Here is a 24,440-nt window from a genome sequence, read left to right as displayed (position 1 = left end):
AAGGGACTAAGCGTTTGGTTCGTGCTGCAATTGAGTATGCCATTACCAACGATCGTGAATCAGTCACCCTGGTTCATAAAGGCAACATTATGAAATTCACCGAAGGCGCATTTAAAGACTGGGGTTATCAGTTAGCGCGTGAGGAATTTGGTGGTGAGCTGATCGATGGCGGCCCTTGGGTTAAAATCAAGAATCCAAACAACGGTAAGGACATCATTGTTAAAGATGTGATTGCCGATGCTTTCCTGCAACAGATCCTGCTGCGTCCGGCTGAATATGATGTTATCGCGTGTATGAACCTGAATGGGGATTACATTTCTGATGCATTGGCTGCTCAAGTTGGCGGTATCGGTATTGCTCCAGGTGCAAACATTGGTGATGAGTGCGCATTGTTTGAAGCGACTCATGGTACAGCACCTAAATATGCGGGTCAGGATAAAGTGAACCCAGGTTCTATTATTCTGTCCGCAGAAATGATGCTGCGTCACATGGGCTGGTTCGAAGCCGCAGACCTGATTATCAAAGGCACCGAAGGCGCAATTCAAGCCAAGACTGTGACCTATGACTTTGAGCGTCTGATGGAAGGCGCTAAGTTGCTGAAATGTTCAGAGTTTGGCGACGCCATTATTAAGCATATGTAAGTTGTAACCAATAATATTTAGCCAACATAATTGTAGTGATTATGTTGGCTTTTTGGTCTGCATTGTTACTCTGCAAAACTCTTCTGCAAAACGGTACAAAAAATAAGCTACAAAGCTGTCACGATAGTCCACTCTGTTTGGTCTTACCTGTGCTCCACGCCTTGAATGAGAAGAGTTGTGCGTATAGTGGATTAGGCAGGGGCTTACGATATTATCGCGACACATACCGATGACATCTTCAAGAGTCATATTTATGGCGTTACATCTTAGGGGCAGAGGAAATGAGACTTTAGCTCCCGTCTTTTTACTCTACATGTAAAAAATCATCCCAAATGTCAGAAAATTTCAGTGTTGGAATAGGGCTTGATCTCTCAATCAAACAGTCCGCGGCCCGCTTCGATTTTATGTAACTTCCTGTAGAGCTCGATACTTATAAAGTATAAGTAAAAAGACCTCGAAAAGGCCCTTTCGTCGATATAAGTCAATCAGGCAACTTCACTGATGAGATTATTGGTTAACTTTCTTGGCTATCATATTCGAATTCAATACTTAGTTTCATTTTCTCTAAATCGAACGTCATTTCACAACCAATCCATTCAGGTAGGCCGTTTGTAAGTCCATGCTCCAAATAATACTTTCTAAGTTCCACAATTAACGGAGTAAGGTCACTGACGGCACCATCATAGGGGTCAAACCAGTTATTTGTACCTGCTGAGTCAATATAATCGAACTCGTATTCTCCTCCATCACCTTCAGGGAAAAGTTTTGCTCTGACTATGACCTTAACTGCATCATCAGGTGATGTATTTAAAAGAATTTGACTTATGTCTTGATAAATATTTTGTTCGTCTCTCATAACTCTACTGTCCTCCAGACACATTTTTAAAACCAGTCACGACAGGTCGCTCGTTGCCTATTGTACATTTTATTTCAAAGCTACTAGGCCTGTTACTGTCACCAGTATAAATAGGATTTATTTTCACTTTAACTGGTTTGCCATCTTCCAGCGCCTTAGCCCAGCTATTCTCCATCTTTTTCCATGCTCCCTTGTTCAGGTTTGCATCCATCGGAACAAGATTAAGTTTTTCTCCCGGCCCATCAAAAATGCTAGCGAGCAAATGTCCGCCTTCATCACCGGAATCACCACTTTTCCCGGCTTTGCGTTGTTGGTAGGTATTGCGATCTTTAGTCATCGCCGTAAGGTCGGCTTCAACCATCTTCACCCGGCCTTGATCATCTGTATGATATACTTTATTTCCATCAACTTTATAAATTGTATTGGGGCTAGGCTTGTTCAGTGGTTTGCTCCAACTGCCTTTTTCTCCAGCTTTTATTTCTACCACTTTAAACTCTTTCGTTGACGCGGCTTTCAAGTTATCAATCTGTTTTATCGAAGCTGCGCCGCCTTTTTTTGCACCAAGTAGAGCGCCAGCAGCAAGCATAGCCCCGGCAGTTTGCTTATTCAGTACCTGCTCGAATCCTTTATCTGCATCACCACCTAAATCCTTAGCTACTTTCGCATAGCCTTCAACATTTCCGTTGTAAACCCCCCCGGCAGCTAGCAACCGCCCCGCAGCTTTGGTATTGATAGTACGAAGGGCTTGCTGTGCTGGCAAATCAGGTGCAGAAGTGCGCACCAAACGCTGAATTTGTGTTGACCGTGGTTTTCCTCCGGAGTGTCGATAGTCTCTTCGCTTTACAGAAACCGTATACTCTTGAATGATTTTTTCTACGCCATTAAGGTGGAAAGCTAATGGATCAGCACAAATCAGTTTACCGTCATCATTAATATGAAAAAGCCCTGCTGGGCGATAGATATCACTTAGCATCACGATTTCACCAGAAAACACCATTTTTTCCAGTTTCTCTTTTTCACGCGATCCGCGAGAGGAGGCTGGGGTATGATAAGTCCGGCCCTCTCTCATATTGATAAGGTAACGGCTGGCGTTGTAGCCATCATCAAATTCATACTCACGACAAATCCGTGACCAGGCAGCATAGGCGCTGATAATTCGTTCATACTCTTCGGGGGCGAGATTGTCTCTTGAAAGGTAGTACAGATAATTTCCGGGCAAGCTAAGATTCATATCCATTTCCTTATGGCATTGAGTAAAACTGTGTGACTGTATAGCTACTACGCAATAGATTTTCTACAAGAAAGCTCTGTATTTAGCCTTCTCGCAGAGTAAATATCTTTCCTCATCAGGTGCACCGTAAACCTCGCCCTCAGCCGCCGAACGTGTGATCCACGATGATGTCAGCACCAACAAGAATAGATCGCTGGCACTCATGTCAGCACGTGCTAGTCCTTAAGCTCAGTCGAGAAGCAGTAAAGGGGCAGTAAGACGTTCAATGTGTTCGCCACTCAAGTGAATGCCTTTCTCACCTTCGTATATTCAGCCAATTCAGTAACTTTGAAGGCCAATCAAGGTGCTGTGACCTGCCATAATAATATGAAGAAAATATTTGACTGATTAGGTTAACTCTTTATCCTTTACGGCAATGTTATTCAGCATGTGTTTATCATTTAATAACCAGATCTCAGTAAATTATAAATTTTGTTATTTTCTCTCTTAAAACAGAGGTTTATATTGTGGCGAAGGATGTAGAAATTGTTAAAGCACGGCATCCGTTAGATAAGCAGCACATCAAACTGACTTATGTAACTCATTTTTACTGTAATCAGGGAAATATGGATTCTGTTGAGTCTTTGTTGAAGGAATATGAATCTTACCCTGATGATATTAAGGATGCGGTCGAATTTGTCATCGTAGATGACTGTTCACCTTTAGAATATGAAGTAAAAGATTATGATTTGAATTTCACGTGGTTAAGAATAACCACTGATATCCAGTGGAATCAGGCTGGCTCCCGTAATCTTGGTGTGACTTATGCCAAATCTGACAAGATTATCATTACCGATTTAGATTGCCTGCTGCCCGAAGATACCCTGCGTTATCTGGTTAATGCGCGTAACCCAGGGCGCTCTCTGTATCGTATCTATCGTACCGATGAAAAAACTGGCAAGGCCTATCGTGGTCACCCGAATTTATTCTTCATGTCCAGAGCTCGTTTCTTCAGACTTTATGGTTATGACGAAGAGTTCGCCGGTCATTACGGTTCGGAAGATTACCGCTTTGTGAAGTTCCATAAAGACCATGGTTCCACACCGCGTTATTTGCCTAAGCAATACCGCTGTATTGAACGTAATGTTGATAGGAAGAAAAGTTACCATTCACTGGATCGTGATTTGACGCATAACGCGCCTATCGATGATCGCAAGAAAAATGAAATTGCCCTATTTGGTGCGGAATATGGTCATAGCCGAATATTCCTTAACTTTAATTGGGAAATTAAAAAAGTGCATTCACGTCCGCCGACAGTACCTGAACGTAAAGTGTGGTGGCGGCCATTATGGTGGTTCCGTTACCTGTTCCGTTCACTCGCGGCATAACAGCATTTATCCAAAATACTTTTCATAGCCAGCCAGAGTACACCGGTTGGCTATGTCATAGATGGAGGCCAGCTATGCTGGGTTACGCGTGTCATGCGGCCTCTTCTGGTGATTACTCTGAAGTGAGCGACTTATGATTTCTTCTGCTGCTTTGCCCGGTTCGCCGCCAGCACATCGATATATTGGCATGTTCTCTTGTGCCACTGCATTTTTGTTAGGTATTGGTCTACCCACTTCTAATTTTATAATGAATTTGTCGATGGTATTGGCTGTCATCTGTTTACTGCTAAGCCGCGATACTCGCTATGTGAAAGTCTTAGTCAAAAATCCGTTGATTTGGCTACCTGCTCTCATGTTTTTGTTGTTGGCTATATCTTTGCTTTGGCATCACAATCTGTACGGTAAAGTGATGGTAGGTAAGTACTCAAAACTGTTATATATCTTGCCATTAGCGATGTTTTTTGTTCTTTCGCGCTCACTTGCCAGCTATTTTGCCAAAGGCTTTTTACTGGCCAATGCCGTGATCCTGGCCGCCAGCTTGTGGGTTGGTGTACTGCATATGCCACTGGGTCAGATTGATCCATTAAATCCGTATGTCTTTAAATTACAAATCACACATAACTTCTTTATGGCCTTAGCGGCGGTTATATGGCTCTCTTTGGCGTTCCGCAGTCAGGGGCTGAAGCGCTGGGGTTATGCTTTGCTGGTGTGCCTGGCTGTTTATAACATTATATTTATGGTGCAGGGCAGAACCGGTTATATTGCTTTGGCTGCGGCTTTTGGGATGTGGGGTTTACTGTCGCTATCAAACCGCCAGCGTTTGGGAATGGTAGTTGGCGCTCTTATCGTTGCGGCCATAGTGGCTATAGTACCAAACCGCGCTGTTGAACGGCTGCAACAAGGTGTGACAGAGATTCAAAGTTGTCTGGCGGTCACTGATACTGCAGATAAAGAGGCTTGTGATAGCTCGATGGGGCTACGTACGGCATTTATGCTTGAGTCTGTAAAGCTGATAGAACAGGCTCCAGTTTTAGGCCATGGTGCTGGAGGCTTCTGGTTAAGTTTCTCTGAAGATGCATACAGTATAAACCCACATAATGAATATCTGATGCAGACTGTGCAATCAGGGATAATCGGGTTAGCTTTATTCCTCGGATGGATGTGGTGCTATTTCCGTTCAGCTTTACGTTTACCCGCACACCTTAGAAATATATTGGTGTCTTTACTCTGTGCTTATTTGGCTTGTCACCTGTTTAACTCCTTCTTACTGGATTCCTCGGAAGGGCATTTATTTATTATTCTTACAGCGATCGTTGCCAGTTATTCAGTGATACCGCCTAAAGAACAATTAGAAATGGAACAAACAGAATAGGCCATTCACGGAGAGAAGATTCGTAAATCTAGAAAACAGGTGCAAAAATAGCGCCTGTTTTTTTATCTGTTTAATCAGATATTTCAGTTGGTGGACCAAAACCTAAATTTTTGTATCCCTCTTGAAAACCAAACAACTCAAGGAACTCATAAGCTGTTGAATACATATGATACGGTGAGAAAAACATCCAGGCAAAAAGTGACAATAAAATCATAATGACAACCAGTAGGATTTTATCCAGTAACACTTTTCCTCCTTATATTATTCGGGCCAGTAGGCATGCCAGATTGACCCATTATGCCAACCCAAGCTATTGCCTAACGATAACGTAAAACCAAAAAAAACACATGAGGCAAGCTAGATAATATCATGTGATTTTCATCACATAAATTGATTGTTAACGTTAACATTGGTGATTAACATCACGAAACAAACGAAGCAGATCTTTCCAAAATAAAAAGTTAACGTTAACAATGAGCGTAAATCTCCAACCGGATATCGCCATGAAACACTCTGTCCGCAATCAATATCTGATCTTAAGTGGCTTACTGTTTACGTTTTTCTTTACCTGGTCATCGGCATTTTCATTATTCTCGATTTGGCTAAATCAATATGTAGGGTTAAAAGGAGCAGAAACCGGTGCAACATTTTCTGCTATCGCCATAACGGCATTATGTGCACAACCGTTATACGGAGTGATACAAGATAAGCTGGGACTTAAAAAACATCTTTTATGGGCTATTGGTATTTTGCTGCTGATCAGTGGCCCTTTTTTTATTTATGTTTATGCCCCTTTATTGCGCATCAATATGCTCGTCGGTGCGGTAGTAGGCGGTTTGTATATGGGGATGACATTCTTTGCCGGTATTGGCGCTTTGGAATCTTATACCGAGCGAGTGAGTCGGATTAGCGGGTTTGAATTTGGTAAAGCCCGGATGTGGGGATCACTGGGTTGGGCGGGAGCGACCTTTTTTGCTGGCATGCTGTTTAATATTAATCCCAACATTAATTTCTGGATGGCTTCGGCATCGGCTGCGTTATTTTTACTGTTGTTGTGGCGTCTGCATGAAGTCAAAGCAGATGCAATGGGGCAATTGGAATATGGTAAGAGTAGTGCCCTGAAGCTTCACGATACGTTGTCATTATTACGTCTTTCACGTTTCTGGGCGCTGGTGGTGTTTGTTACGGGGGTCAGTGTTTATAATGTATATGACCAGCAATTCCCGGTGTATTTCTCTTCTTTATTTGCGGATCCGCGCCACGGCAATGAAATGTACGGTTTCCTTAATTCATTACAGGTATTCCTGGAAGCGGGCGGTATGTTCCTTGCACCTTTTTTGGTTAACCGTATTGGCGCGAAGAAAGGTTTATTACTGAGTGGGTTGATCATGGCGATGCGGATATTTGGTTCAGGGCTGGCCCAAGATGCCGCTACTATTTCACTGATGAAACTCTTACATGCGGTCGAATTACCCATACTGCTGATCGCAATGTTTAAGTATATCGCTGCCAATTTCGACCCACGTCTATCAGCGACGCTGTATTTGGTGGGCTTCCAGTTTGTCACCCAAGTCTGTGCCAGCATATTTTCACCGCTGGCAGGTATTAGCTACGACCACATCGGGTTCGCTGATACTTATATGGTTATGGGGGCGATTGTCCTCGGATTAACCGTTATTTCCTGCTTTATGCTACGTGCTGAGCCACCTACCGATGATCCTTCTTTGCAATTAACGACCAAGTGAGCACTATGAATCCATTAATTGAACGGGCCAATGATGCACTGCAAACTTTAGCTTCTCAGGTTGGCCAAAATTTCTATCCACATTATCATTTGGCTCCGCCGGCAGGGTGGATGAATGACCCCAACGGGTTGATCTTTTTTAACGGACAGTATCACGCGTTTTATCAGCATCACCCTTATGATGAAAATTGGGGGCCGATGCATTGGGGCCATGCGACCAGCCACGATATGTTGAGTTGGCAACATCAATCCATTGCCTTAGCTCCAGGTGATTTATGGGATAAAGACGGCTGTTTTTCTGGTTGCGCGGTAGACGATAATGGCGTGTTAAGCCTGATTTATACCGGACATGTTTGGCTTAACGGTGAGGGTGATGACAGCGATATTCGCGAGGTGCAGTGCCTGGCAACCAGTCAGGATGGCATACATTTTGACAAACAAGGTGTGGTACTGACCCCGCCCGAGGGAATCATGCATTTCCGCGATCCGAAAGTGTGGTTTGAAGATGATTGTTGGTGGATGGTAGTCGGTGCTCGAGATGAGCGAGATCATGGGCAAGTCTTGCTATATCGTGGCAATTCATTGCAGCAATGGCAATTTATGCAAGTTTTAGCGCGCGCAGACGACAGCATGGGATATATGTGGGAATGTCCAGATTTCTTCCCATTAGGGAATGAACGTATTCTGATGTTTTCACCGCAGGGGCTGGCAGCAAAAGGTTACCTCAATCGCAATTTGTTCCAAAGTGGCGTCTTACGCGGCAAATGGCAGCCAGGAGTCGATTTTAAGCCATCACAGCCTTTTACCGAACTGGATCTGGGCCATGATTTCTATGCACCTCAATCCCTACTTACGGCTGATGGGCGGAGAGTCATTATTGGTTGGATGGATATGTGGCAATCGCCTATGCCGACCAAAGCCGATAATTGGAGTGGCTGCTTAACCTTGCCACGAGAATTAAGTATTGATTGTGATGGTAATTTATTAATAAAACCGGTGCGGGAGGTTGAAGCACTAAGGCAAGCCGGTGAATTCATCACATCAATGACACTGGCCCAAGAGAAACAACTTTTACATGAAAATTGCCAGAGTCTGGAACTGCAATTGACATGGGATACCACAGCCAGTCATGCAGAAAGATATGGTGTACAGTTAGCTGATGCCCAAGGAACGGGGGGTAAAGTTTCGGTTTATGTCGATAATCAGGCTAATCGACTAGTTTTGGATCGATATTACCCACAATATGGACTGACGGGGTATCGCAGTGTGGCATTACCAGAACAGGGGTTATTATCATTACGTATATTTATTGATAGTTCGTCGTTGGAGGTATTTATCAATGACGGGCAAGCTTGTATGAGCAGTCGTATCTACCCGACCGAGCATGAACGCTGTTTATCCCTGTATGCGGAGAATGGTCAGGCCCAGCTACTACACGGCGAATACTGGCAGTTAGTGGCTAAATCATCACGTTGAAATTAAATGGATGCCCGCTCCAGCAGTGGGCACGGCAACCGGTGTGTTGATCGTGATTCTCGCCCTTCAATCAAATGAAGGGCCGCTTCCCGACCAATATCATAATGCGGCAGTTGCACCGTAGTCAGTGGTGGTAAAAATAGTTCTCCGATGCCGACCATATTGTCATAACCCACCACCGCAACTTGTTGTGGGATAGTTATACCTTTGGCTAACAGCACTTGGTAGGCCAGAAAAGCAATGCGATCATTACCGCAAATAAGCACATCAAAATCAGGTTTGCCCTCAGGGCAGTAGCGCTCTAACAGTGGGATCACATCCTGATAATGTTCATCCCCCCAGGCTAAATGGCACTGACGTAACTGCTCTACCGGCAAGGCGGATTCTTGCCACGCTTTTTCTACACCCGCTCGCCGCGCTTTGCCTGCCAAAGTACATTCGGGAAGGTAAATACACAATGGCCGCTGATATCCTCGGCGCAACAGCACTTTCATCGCCTGATACTGACCATCAAAGTCATCAGGAATATAGCTGGGGATAGAATGGTTTTCGCTGACACAATTAGCTAGCACGATATTTTTATCCCGCAGGCGCTCAGGGATGGTGACTTGCCGCAGCCCCATGGAGGTAAAAATAATACCATCGGGGCGCTGGGCTAACAGTTGGTTAACCGCTCGCTCGCTATCTTCATGTGAGGTCAGATTGACCAGAAAACTATTCCAGCCAAACTCACGCGCTGTCAACTCAATAGACAGTAATATCTCGACGGAAAAGGGGGTGGTGGCGGTATCCCATGCAAGCACCGCGAGAGTGGACGTTTTGGTGGTATTACCGCGCATTTTTCGGGCGGAAAAGTCGGGGACATAATTGAGGGCCTCAATGGCTTGCATGACTCGCTGATAAGTCTCTGGGCGCAGTTGGTCTGGGTTATTAATCGCCCGAGAAACTGTCATTAATGAAACTGACGCCAGATTTGCTACTTCTTTCAGCGAAGCCATTACTTTCCTCAATGGGTTATGTTACCGCTTTCATCGGTTAATTATCGTTATCTTGCCATTCTGGATCAACCCGTGTGGCGGTGCTGGCTTTCGCTACCAATAAAAAGCCCTCAATGAGTGAGGGCTGGGGGCTAACGGTTGGCTTTATCATCAGCCTCATCGAGCAGGCCATTGGCTATCTTGCTCGCATCAAGATAACGGGAAGAACTTAAGATCCCATTAAGTGTTTCTCTGACACTAAACAGAAACTGATCATTATCGGACTCGTTAGCACATTCAACCATTAATGCGACAAGCAAAGCTTCATGGGCGATCAAATGATCTTCACCAGGTAAGTTTGCATCAGTTTCACCTTGTTGAGCGCGAACAGATGTTTGATTAAGTGATGACATAAAACTCCTTATTTAATAATTGAATAACCACTTACCCACTATAGCGGGGTTTCTGTTTATTGCTATGACAGATGAATAAGCTGTCATAGCAGCCATAACAGATAATGCGGTGGTTGTGTCTGGTCTCTCAATTGATTGATGCTATTTCAACGGGATATCATATCCATAGGGCTTTAATTCACCGGACGATAAATTCTCACGGCAGCGGTTAGACGTAAGGTTCGGTGAGCCAGTTCCTCTGCCGCGCCAGCATACTGTTCTACCATCGCCGCATTTTGGTGCGTCATTTGATCCAACTGACCAATTGATTGACTAATCTGGCCAAGAGCTTGCGTCTGTTCATGAGTTGAGGTACTGATTTCACTGATTAAAGTAGAAACCTGCCCGGCCTGTTTGACGATATTGTCCATGGTAGCGCCGGCATTTTGGACTAATGCGCTACCATCACGAACGCGCTCCACACTGGTTTCAATTAAGTGTTTAATTTCTTTTGCCGCAGTGGACGAACGTTGTGCCAGATGACGAACTTCACTGGCAACCACCGCGAAGCCACGGCCTTGTTCTCCCGCTCTGGCTGCTTCAACTGCCGCATTGAGCGCTAATATATTGGTTTGGAAAGCAATACCTTCAATCACACTGATAATATCGACAATTCGATGGCTGGAATCATTAATCGTGCCCATGGTTTTTATGACTTCATGCATTAACTCACTGCCTTGTTCTGCCGCATGACTGCTCATGGCGGCCAGTGATGTCGTCTCATTGGCACTATTAGCACTGTTTTGTACTGTTGCCACTAATTGCTCCGTCGCACTGACGATATGCTGTAAATTAGCAGTGGCTTGTTCTGTTCGTACTTTTAGTTCGCGATTCCCTGCGGCAATTTCACTGCTGGCGGTATTAATACCATCAACCTGACCACTGACGTCGTCTGTCAGCGAACGAAGATTCAAGCCCAACTGATTGACGCTACGCATTAGATAGCCAATTTCATCAACACGGTTCAATTGCACATAGTCACCGGCTTGCCCGGAAGAAACATCCTGCGCTTGCTGTAAAATTGCCGCGATCGGGCGTGAGACCTGGCGCTCAAGCCAAAGTGAGGTGATCAGGCTACTGAAAAGAGTCGTCGTTCCCAAACCGAGTAAAGGTAAACCGGAAATACCCATACTTTTGGCTGCCACCGTCGGCAGCAGTGCCGCAATCAGTAATGCACCACGCAAACGCCAGCGTAGCGGCAGCGTTTGAAATAATGAAAGGAAAGAGAGCCAGCCGGTGCGGACAATCAACCCTCGATGCAGCGCAATGCGGCGTTGTTTGGCTTTGCCAGAGTTGAAATCGCCATATAGTGCCTCCGCTTGCTTAACTTCTTCGCGGGTGGGCGCAATTCGTACTGAAATATAACCGGTCAAACGGCCATCATGGCGCAATGGGGTGGCATTAGCGCGCACCCAATAATAGTCGCCATTTTGGCGGCGATTTTTGACCAATGATGACCAGGATAACCCCGCATTCAACGTTTGCCACATATCAGCAAAGGCCGCGGGGGGCATGTCCGGGTGCCGCACCACATTGTGAGGTTGACCCAGCAAGTTCTGATATTCAAAACCACTGGCACGAACAAAGGCAGCATTGGCGTAGGTGATATTACCTTGAATATCAGTTGTTGATTGCAAGGTGGTATCGCGACCAATGGGATACTCCTGTCGGCTGACAGGTTTGTTCACTCGCATAATAACCTCAGTAAATGGGGGATTTCATTTATAACAGTGGAATACAATAATTACTGAGAGTCATCGGCAGCCATAGATAAAACTTTATGCCTTTATTAATTAAATTATTCATTCCCCATAAAGGTGCTATTAATTACTCTGATTGCACTTATTTAGAGCATTTTTATATTTTTAAAAATATTAGCCCAGCTAATTTCATTATTTAATTTTAACTTTAAGTTTGTTTTTATTTATGAGTGTTTATATTTTTTTGTTATAAAACAACGCATTGACTCGTAATCTCTTGGTTTGTTTAATACTTGATTGGTGAGGATTTTAAATGAATGTTTGTTTTCTTTTCTATCTCTCTGTCATTGAGGCTAAACATGTAATCTTTTTGCTTAAAAGTTGCATGATATGAAGTTTATTGAGTGTTTAGTTTGCGATATTTGTTAATTATGAATTTAAGAATAATTATTTGTTACAGTTGCTGTATATATCAATATGAGAAATATTCATTAGGAATAATCAATAAAATTTCTGACAATTTTTATTGAGAAAACGACGCACCAGAACATTGGTCAAGCGCGTCATTTGATGGTTGCTGTTGGGCAATCTCTAACGCGAGTAGTATATGCCGGCGATAACATCTCGCGTTTCATCTGCCATTCTTGATTAATTCCTTGTCCGACAAAGGAGATTTTGCTTTTACCGGACTGATTAATTTTGTCGATAGCGGCCATGAGTTGTTCACTGTTGATGCGCGGTTTGCTTTCATCAAACAACCCCAATTGTGAGATGCCCTGGCTTGAAAACTCCCCTAATACAATTCCTGCTTTCAGATAACGATGACCGGGCCGCCAAATGATCGTCAGGCATTTAAGAGCGGCGGCAATAATATCCCGTGAATCCAGTGTCGGGAAGGTAAGGTAGGTGCTGGCATGATTACTGTAATATCTCTCGTTTGGCGCAAAGGGGCTGGTTTTGATAAATGTCGAGACATGGCGGCAATATTGATGCTCTTTTCGCAGTTTTTCCGCGGCTTTCTCGGCATAACTGCACACAGCTTCGCGTATGTTTTGATATTCGGTAATTCGTTCACTAAATGATCGCGAGCAGATTATTTGTTGTTTTGTGGGGGCAAATTCTGCAACAGCTAAACACGCTTCCCCGCGTAACTCTCTGACTGTTCGCTCCAATACAACACTGAAATGTTTACGTATAAAAGGAGGACTGGCTTCTGATAATTGCAGGGCAGTGGTTATCCCCATCATTTCAAGTTTTTTCGCGGTACGACGGCCCACTCCCCAAATTTCAGCGACAGGCATCAGCGCCAATAGTTTACGCTGACGCACCGGGCTGGATAAATCAACCACGCCTTCGGTTTTATGCCATAACTTGGCAGCATGATTGGCCAGTTTGGCTAAGGTTTTGCTGGGAGCAATGCCCACACCAACATTTAAACCGGTCAATTTCCGTATCTGATCACGGATATACCGACCAAACTCTTCCAGCGCAATGGAATGCTGGACACCTTTTAGATTGAGAAATGCTTCATCGATTGAGTAAATCTCGATTCCTGGGGCCAGTTGTTCGAGGATAGTCATCACACGGGCGGACATGTCACTGTAGAGTGCGTAATTACTGCTGAACGCGATCACACCATGTTGTCGCATAACTTGTTGAATTTTAAAGTAGGGTGCGCCCATTGGTATGCCTACCTCCTTAGCCTCCCGGCTACGGGCAATGACGCATCCGTCATTATTAGAGAGCACCACCACTGGGCGACCGTATAAATCTGGGCGAAACACAGTTTCACAACTGGCATAGAAAGAATTTACATCAACTAAAGCAAACATTATCTTAACTTGTTGATACAAAAAGTAATAACACCAAAAATGACCAAATCCTCATCTCCCTCACACAATATTAACGCTGGAGTGCCTGCATTAAGGGCTTCAAGACGAGGTGTGGGCCGTAAATAAAGGCGCTTAATACTGAATTCACTCCCAATGGTGGCGACCACAATATCTCCGTGCTTTGCCGGTAAACTGCGATCTATTACTAGCAGTGCGCCATGATGTATGCCTGCCTCGATCAACGACTCACCTTCGGCAGTCATAAAAAAGGTAGCGGCAGGATGCACAATGCAGTGCTCATTAATATCGATTCTCTTTTCAATATAGTCTTGTGCAGCATTGCCAAATGCACTCATAGAGCCTCCAAATAACTGCTACAGGGAGAGGGGGATGACCAAAGGTTGCTGATTCAATACTACTGTTTATTTGTACAGTATACGTGAAGAGGATATGGGGAGAAAAGCACTATTAGGGCCTTTTTTATAGAACGTTGATTTGTAAAAATATAAAGCAAGTAGATGGAAAGTGTGGATCTCGCAGCGCAGGGCGTTATTGATGGCGAGAAAGCGGGGATTCAAGTTGGTGAACATGCCATTTTATCAACTTATCCATTCGGCTGGCACAAATATCCAAATCCTGTTTCAGTGCTAAGGTGTAAGCGAGGCTGTCATGCCATGTTTGACCAGTAAACAAACTTTTGTGACAGGAGATCAAAAGACTATCCGCGGGAAAATTAGACGTTGGAATCCACTCAGTTTGCGCGCAGGAACTTAATAGCAGTATCAGGCAAAAGTTCTTTAGAACATGCGTCATTGGCCAGTACTTGTTGTAATTGCTTGACTTGTTCATTCGTTTCGCTCCAATGTTTTCGTTCATATTCTAATTGCCTAAGCGTTATCAATCGATTGGCTGCTTCATTTTTAACATTCGTTTCAATAACTTTGCGTGTTATGTTTAGTTGAACTTCTAAGTATGCGATTTTATTTTTCTTTTCTTGATTAGCCGAGTACAAACGACTAATCAAAAACAACAGTAATAAATAAAATATAATTGAAGTGAAGGTCATTAATTTTTTAAAACGATCAAACATAATTCCCTCTCTATTTCCCTACGGCTTACTAGTCCCTTCCAACGCTTTCCTCCGGCATAGACCCATCGCTGTAACTCATTGCAAGCACCGATTAGATCATTATTGTTCAGTTTTTTAAGTAACGTTGAATGAATAAACTGTTGTGGGCCAATATTATAAGTAAAAGAGTAAAGTGCTGCTCTCTGATAGTCATTCAAAGGGTAAGTGACAGTATTGTCTACGATATGTTTTACCCATAATAAGTCTTGTTGCAATAAGTAATTACATTCGTCATCGGTGTAGTATTTATTGGGTTGTATATTTTCCCCAGTATGGCCGTCACAAACTGTTAATATTCCACCTACGTCATGATAGGGATAATAAACTCGCCCTTCGAATCCATCATTCCCCCCCAACAAACTGATTGCAATTGCCAATGCACCTCCACAGCTAGATAAACCTACAAGTTTATTTTTCAACTTTAGATTGATATGCATCAATCATCCTCCTTCTATCCCTATCATCACGAATTTTAAAAACTAAGTTAGTTAGGAAAGTCATTATTGCAATGATTATTCCACCGAGAACACCAATAGTATTCCATTGCTCTGGGTTAAAATAACTTAACACTCCGTTTAATATGCTGCCAGCAGAGGCACCATAAGCAGTAAAACTTGTCATCCTACTCATTATTTAATTCCTGAGTTTTATTAATTTAACTAATATCTCAATTTTGTTTTATATGCCATTTTTTATAACTTATGCTAATCTAGCACCGGTCCATCATGTTTTTTATTTTCACAATATACTCACGGAAAACACTATCATTAATTAGCCTTGATTTCTTATTTATCAAAATATAGAGGGGGCGGGCTGTTGGTATCTCATCAATAATGGTGATTTTATTTCCTACCAGTTCTTGGTATTGGTTGGCTCGATATCTTGACATAATGGATGCTGCATGACCAGATATTAGCATATTCAAGTTATTATCGAAATTGAGGCACTCAATTGTTTTTTTACTAAATCCTTTTTTTTCTAAATAAGTTAATTGATTTGAGCAAATGTCAGTAGATAAAAAACTCTTTATTTGTGCAAATGGTAATGATTTTATCTTATCTAATACTGACGGAATACAAACAATACAGAAATGTTCATTGATAACTTCACAGTGGTAACATTCAGATATATTATCTATTTTATCTGTGATAAAAATATCACAATAATCAGGTTTTATATCATTTCCCTCTAAACATGAGAATCGAACTTCATTTCTTACAAAAAAATCTCTGATAATATTTGATGTTGTCCAGTGAGGGTTATTTAGTGCTAAAAATATGGTTTCTCTATCTTGCAACATATCTTTAATAACCTTTATTGATTGGTAATATACTGGAGATATCTCGTTATAAACCTCTTTTCCTTGTGGCGTCAGTTTTAGCCCAGCTGCGGTGTTTAGGAAAAGCTTCATCCCTAGCTGACTTTCCAGTTTTTTGATCATTCTGCACACTGGTGGTATTGTCAGGAAAAGACGATCAGCGGCTTTCTTTAAGGAGCCTTCTTCTGCCGTTGCAATAAAGGCCTTTAACTCTTTTGACGAAAACATAAAACTCCGAAGTTTTATAATATGATCTATTTATTTTAATTCCTTAGGTTATATTTTTCGTGATGCAGAGCAAATTATCTTAAGCTAATGTTTTTATTTAAAAATTTATAACCGTAGGGTTTTAAGTTGCCAATAATAATTTAATGCCCATTTTATATATTGAACTATAAGTTTCCGTATTTATTATTTCGATTGTTCAATACAGGCGGATCCCTCCACCTGTATTGAGTGGTTGACTAATGATAAATAGAGTTTATTACTCGGTTCGTCTGTTCATTTTGCGGGGCGTAGAAGAACCTTATTTTTTGTTGGTAAATTATAATATTTAACAGCCAGTTTCATTCTCAAATTTATCAGAGACAGAGTTTTTTATAAAGGTCATTGGTTCCAGGTTAGGGATATGAACGATATGATTTTTGATAGCACCAAAATCAATTTTCGATAGATCAATTGCTCTTAATTGCATGTTATTATGAGTGCGTATAGCAATAATACCTTTGTCCAAATCCTTAATTGTTGCCCAACGGGTGAAAATATAGGTGTTCAGATCTTCCCGCCCACCATGTTTAACACCACTGCCAAAATCAACTGAATTCAGGATATGAGTTGCTTGCTCATAAGCTTGATCATTATCCGTAGGTTGTGCTAAGAAATGTTTTTCATATGCGACGCGAACAAAGCGTGAGACTGAAGTAAAATCGCCTGGAATACCTAATAAACCTGTCCCATCTTTGGGCTTCACTTCAAAATCGTTCATTTTAAAGGGTTCAGGCGTGTCTTTAGTTATATTGGCATAATTTGAGATATTATCTAAATGCCAAGGGAACCACGGACCATTAGTGGATAGCCCAATTGGATTTTCGTGGATTTTCATTTCACCATCTTGGAACTGCACAACAATAGATTCCCCGGTTTTATCAACTAATGACATATAAAGCGGGAGGTCGGACGCCATTAATGCAGGCATATAGAACTGATGATGAGGCAGTTTTTCACGAGCCTCCTGGACGTTGCCACAGTGCCCTAAAACCCAATTACACATAATGAAAGCGGGAATTGAGGTTTTAGGATTAACAAAATGTTGATATTTAGTATTTTCAATAAATAACATACTGGCATTTAGCCCTGCCTCATTCATACCATCCGTAATAATACGATTAGTGAAGGGGATGAATTTATAGGTAACACCAACGCCAACATAGCCGTAAAGACTTTTACCGATGTCCAGTTCCGGCATGTCGATTGATTCTCCATCTACAGAAATTGAAGAACTAAGTGAGTCACCGCGTTTATGAATATAAAAGGCAGGATTCAGTGGGATACCGAAGTCCATTGCGCGGCCTACAATCACAGCATCGTTTTTTGCTTTAATATGAAAAAAAGTACACATAGAAATTCCTTATTTATTGAGATTGAATTTTGATTGTTTAAAATAGATAAGAATGGTCTTTATTTGAAGTATATATTCCTTATGTGAGTAATTAATGTCCCGTTACACTATGAAAATATTATCGTGGTGTCTATTTCCAAAGTTAGAATTATATATTTTAAAAAATGTCATGACCCAGTAAACAATACGATTTATTGCAGCAATCATTAATATGATGGGAGGTGCGATATTATCAACTAAACAATAAATTTAGCTTCCTCTATATGGGGAGGTTAAAACAGCGTATGAATCATGCCATCAGGCTGATGGAGTCTGTGATCGATATCATTTTATTATAATTAATAGCTAAATAATTACTTTGTGAGGTATGTGCCACTCAGTAATTCCTCTATTGTAAGTTCCTACGTCGCGTCCGCTGTCCATCACGCTTACTTGTATAGCATTCGGCTACTATTGCGTTGCGTACTTGTAGTGGGCTGGATATCGTCATTTTAGAAGGGATGAAAATGAAATTAGAAACATTATCTATTCATGCAGGTTATTCACCAGATCCAACTACCAAGGCTGTGGCTGTTCCTATTTATCAGACTTCTTCTTTTGCCTTTGATGATACCCAGCATGGCGCTGATTTATTTGATTTAAAAGTTGCGGGCAATATTTATTCACGGATCATGAACCCTACCAATGATGTGTTAGAACAACGGGTTGCAGCTCTGGAAGGGGGAATAGCTGCACTGGCGGTGGCTTCGGGCATGGCGGCTATTACCTATGCTATCCAGACCATTGCCGAAACAGGGGATAACATTGTGTCAGTGGCGAAGTTGTACGGCGGAACCTACAACTTGCTGGCCCATACTTTGCCACGTTATGGGATAGAAACCCGATTTGCCGATCATAATGATATTGACGCTTTAGAAGCATTGATTGATGACCGAACCAAAGCGGTTTTCTGTGAATCAATAGGCAACCCGGCAGGCAATATTGTTGATTTGAAAAAATTAGCGGATGCTGCCCATCGGCATGGTGTGCCGCTGATTGTTGATAATACAGTCGCAACACCTATTCTTTGTCGGCCATTTGAGCATGGTGCCGATATCGTAGTTCATTCATTAACTAAATACATTGGCGGTCATGGTTCCAGTATTGGTGGGATCGTGGTGGATTCCGGTAAGTTCCCTTGGGCGCAATATCCGCAGCGTTTTGCTCAATTGAATACCCCCGATCCGTCTTATCACGGCGTGACTTATACCGAACAATTCGGTGCAGCAGCTTATATTGGTCGTTGCCGGGTCGTACCATTGAGAAACACGGGGGCGGCACTGTCGCCATTCAATGCATTCCTGATTTTACAGGGGCTGGAAACCCTGGCTTTACGCATGGAACGCCATACCGAAAATGCGCTGAAAGTTGCCCATTATCTGAAAAATCACCCACAAGTCAGCTGGGTTAAATATGCTGGCTTACCCGACCATCCTGAGCATGAGTTAGCCCAGCGTTATTTTGGCGGTAAACCCGCCGCGATATTATCATTTGGTATCCATGGTGGTCAGGCTGCGGGAGGACGATTTATTGATGCGCTGAATTTGATCGTGCGGCTAGTGAATATTGGTGATGCTAAGTCATTGGCGTGCCATCCGGCCTCAACAACCCACCGCCAGCTCAATGATGAGGAACTTATCAAAGCGGGAGTGCCGCGGGATATGGTGAGATTGTCGATTGGTATTGAGCACATTGACGATATTCTCAATGATTTGACTCAGGCATTGGACGCAGCCAAATCATAAGACACATAATGGTATCGTTGGATGAAACCGGTAACTCAATGGTTACCGGTTAAAAACGCTGACGACAAGATTTAGCTTGCAGCCAGTGTTGTGGCAATGACTTTCGCATAAGGCGTGGTTGGGCGGCCAATAAGTTTGCTCAATGTATGGCTATCATCAAATAGCCCGCCTTTAGCGGCACCCGCATCAGAATCCGCTAACAAACTCGCAAAAACCTCCGGTAAACCCGCACTAAGCAGTGCTTGTTTAAAGTCGGCTTCAGACAAGTTTTTGTATACCACTGGCTTACCTGATTGACGGGCAATCTCTGCTGAGAATTCAGCCAGGGAGTAGCTGTCATCACCGGCTAATTCATACACTTTACCGGCTTGATTTTCTTGAGTTAACACTTCGGCAGCGGCTTGTGCATAATCTTCACGAGTGGCTGAGGCGATACGCCCGTCACCAACCGCCCCGATAAATGCGCCGTGAGCCAGAGCAGGTGCAATACTTGCGGCATAGTTTTCGGTGTACCAGCCGTTTCGCAACAACACCACAGGTAGGCCCGATTCACGCAAAAGTGATTCTGTGGCGCGGTGTTCTTCCCCTAATCCCAGCGTGCTGGTATCGGCATGTAGCAAGCTGGTATAAGCCAATAATTTGACGCCCGCATGTTTGGCGGCATTAATGACGGCTGTATGTTGGGCAATACGTTGTCCTACTTCACTTGATGAGATTAACAACAGCTTATCAACGCCTTGGAATGCGGTCTCCAGTGTAGTGGGTTGGCTATAATCCGCTTTACGTACCTGAACTCCTAATGCGGCCAAGTCACTCGCTTTTTCAGGGCTGCGGACTGCGGCAATAATTTCATTTGCAGGCACTTTTTTAAGTAACGCATTGATAACAAGACGGCCTAGTTGGCCTGTAGCACCGGTTACTGCGATCATTATGACGCTCCAAATAGTGTTGGAAGATGGCGAGCTATTTTTTAGGAAACAATTTTCGCTAAAAACTCGCCCTTAAGATCATCATATGCAATATACTAACTTTAAGTAAGTACGCACGAAAAGGTTAGTATGAAAATAATAGAGTCGCAAAATTTAACAGGCACTATTTCATTTCCAGAGCAAGTCCGGCGGGGTGAGTTACTCAATGTAGATTGCCCATCAAGGGAAGTGCTCAAGCGTGTCACCAGTCGTTGGGGAGTGTTGGTGCTCATTGCTTTGAGTAATGAAACTTTGCGTTTTAGTGCCTTGAGAAGAAAGATTGGTGGTGTCAGTGAAAAAATGCTGGCGCAAACTTTGCAAAACCTCGAAGAAGACGGGTTTGTTGACCGTATTGCTTACCCCGTCGTACCACCTCATGTGGAATATCAACTGACCCCATTGGGGAAAGAAGTTCAGGAGCAAGTCGAAGGGTTGGCGGTCTGGCTTGAGGAAAACTTGCACCGGATTATGAAAAAACGACAACAGCGGGCCGTTTCATAACCTGTCGATACGCAAAAACAGCCATGCATGACCATGGCTGTTTACTTGCTTTATATCAAAAAATTAAAGCGTTTTTAATGCTTCAACTGACTCAATAGTCATGGAAGGGACAAACTCAGTCACACTATAATCAGCCACTGCATTAAACGGATCTTCTGCCAATATTTTATCTAACTCTTCTCGACCGATACTTTTTGCCAAAATAATGCCACCGGTGCGTGGTACTTTACGACCTGAGGCGATAAACACGCCTTGCGCATAATACTTTTTCAACCAGTCTTTATGGCTTTCAGTCAGTGCTTCTACGACGTCTATAGGTTGGTGGTAAGTCAAGCTGACAACAAACATGCGGAGCTCCTTCAGTATCGTTATCTATTAAAGATAAATGTCTATCCAATATAACGTCTTGGTGCTGGAGTGGCATCCCCCAAATGATAATTTCGCCAAGTGAGCTCTTTAATAGCTAAATTTTGCATATTGAAAGCAATAATGCTTATTTCATTTATTGTTTGGTTCAGCGTTTACTCTTAAATAAGGCGTTCTACTTGGTTTACTCAATAGCGTGGAGGCAATAATGGCTAAGATTACTGCATGGTTTACCGGACTTTCTTGGTGGCAGCCAGCCTCTGTATCCGAGGGTGATGCCAGCTTATCACAAGCTGATGGCGCGCATTTACTGGAAACAATCAATGCCATCGGTGGGCTGTATGGGATTGAATTTATTCACCATTAAATATTAATGTTTATTTAGTATCGAGTTCTTAAAAATATTTCATCAAAAAACAGATAGCCTTCTGATTGAAAAACTTAATTTATTTATTACCAGGTAAATATACATGAAACTGAATAAAACTTTATCTCTGAGTGGGATATTGAGTGTCTCATTATTGTTAAATGCGGCGTTGTCATTCAGCGCATCAGCCCAAAGCTTATTGGATAAAGCCAAAAATCATGAACCACTGATTGCCGGCATTGCGAATGAACAGCCTTATGGCTATATCGGTACTGATGGCAAGGCGACTGGCGCGAATGTGGAAGTGTTGCGTGCGGTATTGAAACCATTGGGGATAACCCAAATAGAAACACCGATTGTTGATTTTGGCGCATTGGTACCCGGTTTGGCGGCAAAACGTTTTGATGTGATTGGCGCGGGGTTATTTATTAACCCGGCCCGCTGCAAAGTTATTGGTTTTTCTAATCCCGTTACACGTTCCGGTGGGGCTTTTATCGTGAGGAAAGGCAACCCATTGAATTTGCATAGTCTAAAAGATGTTGCAGCCAATAATAAAGCTCGTCTTGGTACCCAAAATGGCACGAACCAAATTACTGAAGCCAAAGATAGTGGAATAGCAGCCAGCAAGGTAGTGCTATTTGATAAAGATACTGAAGCACTGGCGGCTCTGAAAGCCGGTCGTGTTGACGCTGTTTATTTCCCTGATGCTGAAATCCTCAGTTTGTTGAAAAAAGCAAATGACCCGACGGTCGAACGCGCATTGCCTTTCCAGCAAATCCCCGATGCTCATGGTAACCCTGGCTACAATTATCACGCGTTTGGTTTACCGCATAATGATCCCGAATTCACTCAAGCATTTAATGCCGAATTAGCGAAATTACGAGCTTCGGGTGAATTACTGAAAATCCTACAAAAATATGGCTATACCGAGAATGAGTTACCCCCGGTAGAAGTTCAAGCCAGTCAGATATGTGAGCCACAGGCTTAATTATTTTTGCTGAGATTTGTAGGTAATTTATGTCGAAACACTCGTCGTATTCAAAACGTATTATCGGGCAGGCTGGAATAGTGAGTTGGGGGCAATTGTCTTTCAGCCATCCGACATTGGCGGGGCTTGAACTTCCTTATTTTGATATTGAGGCTCCGCAACCGGGGCCAAAATTAGCCATCATTGCTGGTATGCATCCTAATGAAGTCTCGGCCATGGAAGCGGCTTTGCGCTTGAAAAATTACTTTGCCGACCAGTTAGTCCACGGTTCGGTAAGCATTCTTCCGGTGCTTAATATGCCCGGTTTATATCTGCATTCTGAATTTGTTTGCCCAGAGGACAATAAAAACATCAATTTTCTTTCTCCAGGAGATCCTCAAGGGAGTTTCAGCGAAGTTCTTATTGATAGCGTACTGAATAGCTGGGCGAAAGAGGCTGCGGTATTTATTGATTTACATGGCGGCGACCTGCGTGAAGATGTAGCGAAATTTGTTATGTGCCAACAGATTGGCGATGGTGAGTTCGACAATATAACTCGCTCGCTGGCCCATCAGTTTGATGCCGATGCCATTGTCGAGTTTGCGGTAGACCAAACCAATAATCGAGGGCGGGCAACTAACGAATTACCCTGGTTAGGGCGGCATGCGGTGATGTCTGAGGGCGGCGCTAACGGTATTCTTGACGAAGAAAATATCCAATTCCATTTCAATGGTGTCGCTAACATTGCTCGCCAACTCGGGCTGACGCAGGGGGCTAAGCAAATACGGACGCGACGCAATATTGTTGTTGATAATTTTGACAAAATTGAAGCGCCAGTGAGTGGTCGTTGGTATCTGGATATTGCGGCGGGTGAGCAGGTGAGCCGTGGGCAGCGACTGGGGGTGATTAAGAATCTATACGGTGAATGGGTGGCCGATATCATAGCGCCTTTTTCTGGCCTGATATTGATGATAGTAAATCACAATATCATCAATCAAGGTGAGTGGCTGATCAGCCTGGCTCCGACACTCGCAGGCTCACTGGAATAGGTTGTCCGCACACTGAGTTGAAATTATGGAATTGAGTCATCTGCCATTTGTTGCCGGTGAACTGGCCCGTGGGGCATGGGTCACTGTGCAAATAACCTTATTATCTGCTGTTGTGGCTTTGGTGCTCTCGTTTGTATTTGCGCTATTGCGACTGTCGCCCCTGCGGCCCGTGCGTATCATTACTGCTGCTTGCATCGAGTTTTTGCGCGGTACATCGGCACTGGTACAGCTGTTTTATCTATTTTTTATTCTGCCATTATTCGGAATTAGCATCAGCCCAATGACCACAGCGGTTATTGGACTGGGCCTCAATTTCTCTTCTTTTGGTGCAGAGATTGTTCGCAGTGCCATCGTCAATGTCAGTCAGGGGCAGCGCGATGCATTGCGCGCGTTGGATTTCCCACCATTGGTGGCTTTTCGCCGCATTATTCTGCCACAAGCACTGCCTTTTATGCTTCCTCCGCTCGGTAACCTACTGGTGGAACTACTGAAATCGACGTCGATAGTGTCCTTAATTACGCTGAGTGACTTGACCTTTGCGGGGGCATCATTGATTACCACCTTGGGCGACCAGACACTGATTTGGAGCATGGTATTGCTGTGTTATTTCGCAATGGCCTGGCCGCTGACCCGATTAGTGGCACATTACGAACAGCATCATACCCGCTATCGCCAAATAGGGAGTCGCTAGTGAGAGATGAATTAGCCATGAGTTTGGCCGAGGA

Annotated in this window: 27 protein-coding genes and 1 pseudogene; 12 read left to right on the top strand and 16 right to left on the bottom strand. The window is 43.3% G+C overall.

The window, feature by feature from the left end:
• Window positions 1-641: isocitrate/isopropylmalate family dehydrogenase (locus ACNSO8_RS24215; protein WP_418396121.1), on the top strand; the 641-nt coding region annotated here is incomplete at its 5' end.
• 514 nt (window positions 642-1,155) lie between these two features.
• On the opposite strand, the gene ACNSO8_RS24210 is transcribed toward ACNSO8_RS24215, so the two are convergent.
• Complete coding sequence (locus ACNSO8_RS24210) at window positions 1,156-1,497, bottom strand: hypothetical protein (RefSeq protein WP_019079771.1); 342 nt, start codon at window positions 1,495-1,497, stop codon at window positions 1,156-1,158.
• Between the two features lie 4 nt (window positions 1,498-1,501).
• Window positions 1,502-2,728: a DNA/RNA non-specific endonuclease gene (locus ACNSO8_RS24205; RefSeq protein ID WP_019079770.1), complete on the bottom strand. Its 1,227-nt coding sequence runs from the start codon at window positions 2,726-2,728 to the stop codon at window positions 1,502-1,504.
• A 506-nt stretch (window positions 2,729-3,234) separates the two neighbouring features.
• Between ACNSO8_RS24205 and ACNSO8_RS24200 the strand changes: the two genes are divergently transcribed.
• Both ACNSO8_RS24200 and waaL-os read left to right on the top strand, forming a co-directional pair.
• Entirely contained in the window at window positions 3,235-4,095 is an 861-nt protein-coding gene (locus tag ACNSO8_RS24200) for a glycosyltransferase family A protein (RefSeq protein ID WP_005170622.1), read from the top strand.
• Between the two features lie 151 nt (window positions 4,096-4,246).
• Window positions 4,247-5,467: an outer core oligosaccharide ligase WaaL-os gene (waaL-os, locus tag ACNSO8_RS24195; RefSeq protein ID WP_072082975.1), complete on the top strand. Its 1,221-nt coding sequence runs from the start codon at window positions 4,247-4,249 to the stop codon at window positions 5,465-5,467.
• A 70-nt stretch (window positions 5,468-5,537) separates the two neighbouring features.
• Here waaL-os and ACNSO8_RS24190 read toward each other — a convergent pair whose 3' ends face one another.
• Window positions 5,538-5,714, bottom strand: coding sequence for a hypothetical protein (locus tag ACNSO8_RS24190; protein ID WP_005170616.1), 177 nt, complete (start codon window positions 5,712-5,714; stop codon window positions 5,538-5,540).
• 256 nt (window positions 5,715-5,970) lie between these two features.
• On the opposite strand from ACNSO8_RS24190, the gene ACNSO8_RS24185 reads away from it, so the two are divergent.
• The gene (locus tag ACNSO8_RS24185; RefSeq protein ID WP_418396120.1) at window positions 5,971-7,212 is read left to right on the top strand and encodes an MFS transporter; all 1,242 of its coding nucleotides are present in this window, start codon (window positions 5,971-5,973) and stop codon (window positions 7,210-7,212) included.
• A 5-nt stretch (window positions 7,213-7,217) separates the two neighbouring features.
• On the top strand, window positions 7,218-8,687 hold the full coding sequence (locus ACNSO8_RS24180) for a glycoside hydrolase family 32 protein (RefSeq protein WP_418396119.1): 1,470 nt from the start codon (window positions 7,218-7,220) through the stop codon (window positions 8,685-8,687).
• 2 nt (window positions 8,688-8,689) lie between these two features.
• On the opposite strand, the gene ACNSO8_RS24175 is transcribed toward ACNSO8_RS24180, so the two are convergent.
• The 5 genes from ACNSO8_RS24175 to umuD form a co-directional block, all read right to left on the bottom strand.
• Window positions 8,690-9,685 (bottom strand): LacI family DNA-binding transcriptional regulator, encoded by a 996-nt coding sequence (locus ACNSO8_RS24175; protein WP_050148870.1) that lies wholly within the window; start codon window positions 9,683-9,685, stop codon window positions 8,690-8,692.
• A 131-nt stretch (window positions 9,686-9,816) separates the two neighbouring features.
• On the bottom strand, window positions 9,817-10,077 hold the full coding sequence (locus ACNSO8_RS24170; protein WP_005170608.1) for a hypothetical protein: 261 nt from the start codon (window positions 10,075-10,077) through the stop codon (window positions 9,817-9,819).
• Window positions 10,078-10,250: 173 nt separating this feature from the next.
• A complete protein-coding gene (locus ACNSO8_RS24165) occupies window positions 10,251-11,810 on the bottom strand; it encodes a methyl-accepting chemotaxis protein (RefSeq protein ID WP_019079764.1) in 1,560 nt (519 codons plus the stop codon).
• A 569-nt stretch (window positions 11,811-12,379) separates the two neighbouring features.
• The gene (gene umuC / locus ACNSO8_RS24160; RefSeq protein WP_019079762.1) at window positions 12,380-13,648 is read right to left on the bottom strand and encodes a translesion error-prone DNA polymerase V subunit UmuC; all 1,269 of its coding nucleotides are present in this window, start codon (window positions 13,646-13,648) and stop codon (window positions 12,380-12,382) included.
• Window positions 13,648-14,004, bottom strand: coding sequence for a translesion error-prone DNA polymerase V autoproteolytic subunit (gene umuD, locus ACNSO8_RS24155; protein WP_019079761.1), 357 nt, complete (start codon window positions 14,002-14,004; stop codon window positions 13,648-13,650). Before umuD ends, umuC begins: the two co-directional genes overlap by 1 nt.
• Window positions 14,005-14,166: 162 nt before the next feature.
• Here umuD and ACNSO8_RS24150 point away from each other — a divergent pair, with 162 nt between their 5' ends.
• A complete protein-coding gene (locus ACNSO8_RS24150; protein ID WP_019079760.1) occupies window positions 14,167-14,337 on the top strand; it encodes a hypothetical protein in 171 nt (56 codons plus the stop codon).
• Here ACNSO8_RS24150 and ACNSO8_RS24145 read toward each other — a convergent pair.
• The 6 genes and pseudogenes from ACNSO8_RS24145 to ACNSO8_RS24120 form a co-directional block, all read right to left on the bottom strand.
• Window positions 14,294-14,461, bottom strand: a pseudogene (locus ACNSO8_RS24145) (hypothetical protein); the annotation flags it as partial. The gene ACNSO8_RS24150 and the pseudogene ACNSO8_RS24145 overlap by 44 nt on opposite strands.
• Window positions 14,400-14,738, bottom strand: coding sequence for a hypothetical protein (locus tag ACNSO8_RS24140; protein WP_019079759.1), 339 nt, complete (start codon window positions 14,736-14,738; stop codon window positions 14,400-14,402). The gene ACNSO8_RS24140 and the pseudogene ACNSO8_RS24145, both read right to left, overlap by 62 nt.
• The gene (locus ACNSO8_RS24135) at window positions 14,714-15,214 is read right to left on the bottom strand and encodes a lysozyme (RefSeq protein WP_019079758.1); all 501 of its coding nucleotides are present in this window, start codon (window positions 15,212-15,214) and stop codon (window positions 14,714-14,716) included. Before ACNSO8_RS24135 ends, ACNSO8_RS24140 begins: the two co-directional genes overlap by 25 nt.
• On the bottom strand, window positions 15,186-15,407 hold the full coding sequence (locus tag ACNSO8_RS24130; RefSeq protein WP_019079757.1) for a phage holin: 222 nt from the start codon (window positions 15,405-15,407) through the stop codon (window positions 15,186-15,188). The genes ACNSO8_RS24135 and ACNSO8_RS24130 overlap by 29 nt, the downstream gene beginning before the upstream one ends.
• A 79-nt stretch (window positions 15,408-15,486) precedes the next feature.
• The gene (locus ACNSO8_RS24125; RefSeq protein WP_050158409.1) at window positions 15,487-16,323 is read right to left on the bottom strand and encodes a LysR family transcriptional regulator; all 837 of its coding nucleotides are present in this window, start codon (window positions 16,321-16,323) and stop codon (window positions 15,487-15,489) included.
• A gap of 325 nt (window positions 16,324-16,648) precedes the next feature.
• A complete protein-coding gene (locus ACNSO8_RS24120; protein ID WP_019079755.1) occupies window positions 16,649-17,713 on the bottom strand; it encodes a linear amide C-N hydrolase in 1,065 nt (354 codons plus the stop codon).
• Between the two features lie 506 nt (window positions 17,714-18,219).
• Between ACNSO8_RS24120 and ACNSO8_RS24115 the strand changes: the two genes are divergently transcribed.
• Window positions 18,220-19,497: a bifunctional O-acetylhomoserine aminocarboxypropyltransferase/cysteine synthase gene (locus ACNSO8_RS24115; protein WP_019079754.1), complete on the top strand. Its 1,278-nt coding sequence runs from the start codon at window positions 18,220-18,222 to the stop codon at window positions 19,495-19,497.
• Window positions 19,498-19,568: 71 nt separating this feature from the next.
• Here the strand turns inward: ACNSO8_RS24115 and ACNSO8_RS24110 are convergent, their stop codons facing one another.
• Entirely contained in the window at window positions 19,569-20,426 is an 858-nt protein-coding gene (locus tag ACNSO8_RS24110) for an SDR family oxidoreductase (protein ID WP_050160712.1), read from the bottom strand.
• A 129-nt stretch (window positions 20,427-20,555) separates the two neighbouring features.
• Here ACNSO8_RS24110 and ACNSO8_RS24105 point away from each other — a divergent pair, with 129 nt between their 5' ends.
• Complete coding sequence (locus ACNSO8_RS24105; RefSeq protein ID WP_268215817.1) at window positions 20,556-20,966, top strand: winged helix-turn-helix transcriptional regulator; 411 nt, start codon at window positions 20,556-20,558, stop codon at window positions 20,964-20,966.
• A 63-nt stretch (window positions 20,967-21,029) separates the two neighbouring features.
• Here the strand turns inward: ACNSO8_RS24105 and ACNSO8_RS24100 are convergent, their stop codons facing one another.
• Window positions 21,030-21,314 (bottom strand): YciI family protein, encoded by a 285-nt coding sequence (locus ACNSO8_RS24100; protein ID WP_019079751.1) that lies wholly within the window; start codon window positions 21,312-21,314, stop codon window positions 21,030-21,032.
• A gap of 226 nt (window positions 21,315-21,540) precedes the next feature.
• Here ACNSO8_RS24100 and ACNSO8_RS24095 point away from each other — a divergent pair, with 226 nt between their 5' ends.
• The 4 genes from ACNSO8_RS24095 (at window position 21,541) to ehuC (ending at window position 24,406) form a co-directional block, all read left to right on the top strand.
• Window positions 21,541-21,699 carry a hypothetical protein gene (locus ACNSO8_RS24095; protein WP_172654081.1) on the top strand — a complete coding sequence of 53 codons (159 nt, stop codon included), beginning with the start codon at window positions 21,541-21,543 and terminating at the stop codon, window positions 21,697-21,699.
• Window positions 21,700-21,802: 103 nt separating this feature from the next.
• Window positions 21,803-22,687 (top strand): ectoine/hydroxyectoine ABC transporter substrate-binding protein EhuB, encoded by an 885-nt coding sequence (gene ehuB / locus ACNSO8_RS24090; protein WP_019079749.1) that lies wholly within the window; start codon window positions 21,803-21,805, stop codon window positions 22,685-22,687.
• A 29-nt stretch (window positions 22,688-22,716) separates the two neighbouring features.
• On the top strand, window positions 22,717-23,715 hold the full coding sequence (locus tag ACNSO8_RS24085; RefSeq protein WP_229694748.1) for a succinylglutamate desuccinylase/aspartoacylase family protein: 999 nt from the start codon (window positions 22,717-22,719) through the stop codon (window positions 23,713-23,715).
• Between the two features lie 25 nt (window positions 23,716-23,740).
• Window positions 23,741-24,406 carry an ectoine/hydroxyectoine ABC transporter permease subunit EhuC gene (ehuC, locus tag ACNSO8_RS24080; protein ID WP_019079747.1) on the top strand — a complete coding sequence of 222 codons (666 nt, stop codon included), beginning with the start codon at window positions 23,741-23,743 and terminating at the stop codon, window positions 24,404-24,406.
• Window positions 24,407-24,440 lie beyond the last annotated feature (34 nt).

This window comes from Yersinia sp. LJYL362 (genome assembly GCF_048323875.1).
This window is presented reverse-complemented; position numbering and strand designations above follow the sequence as displayed.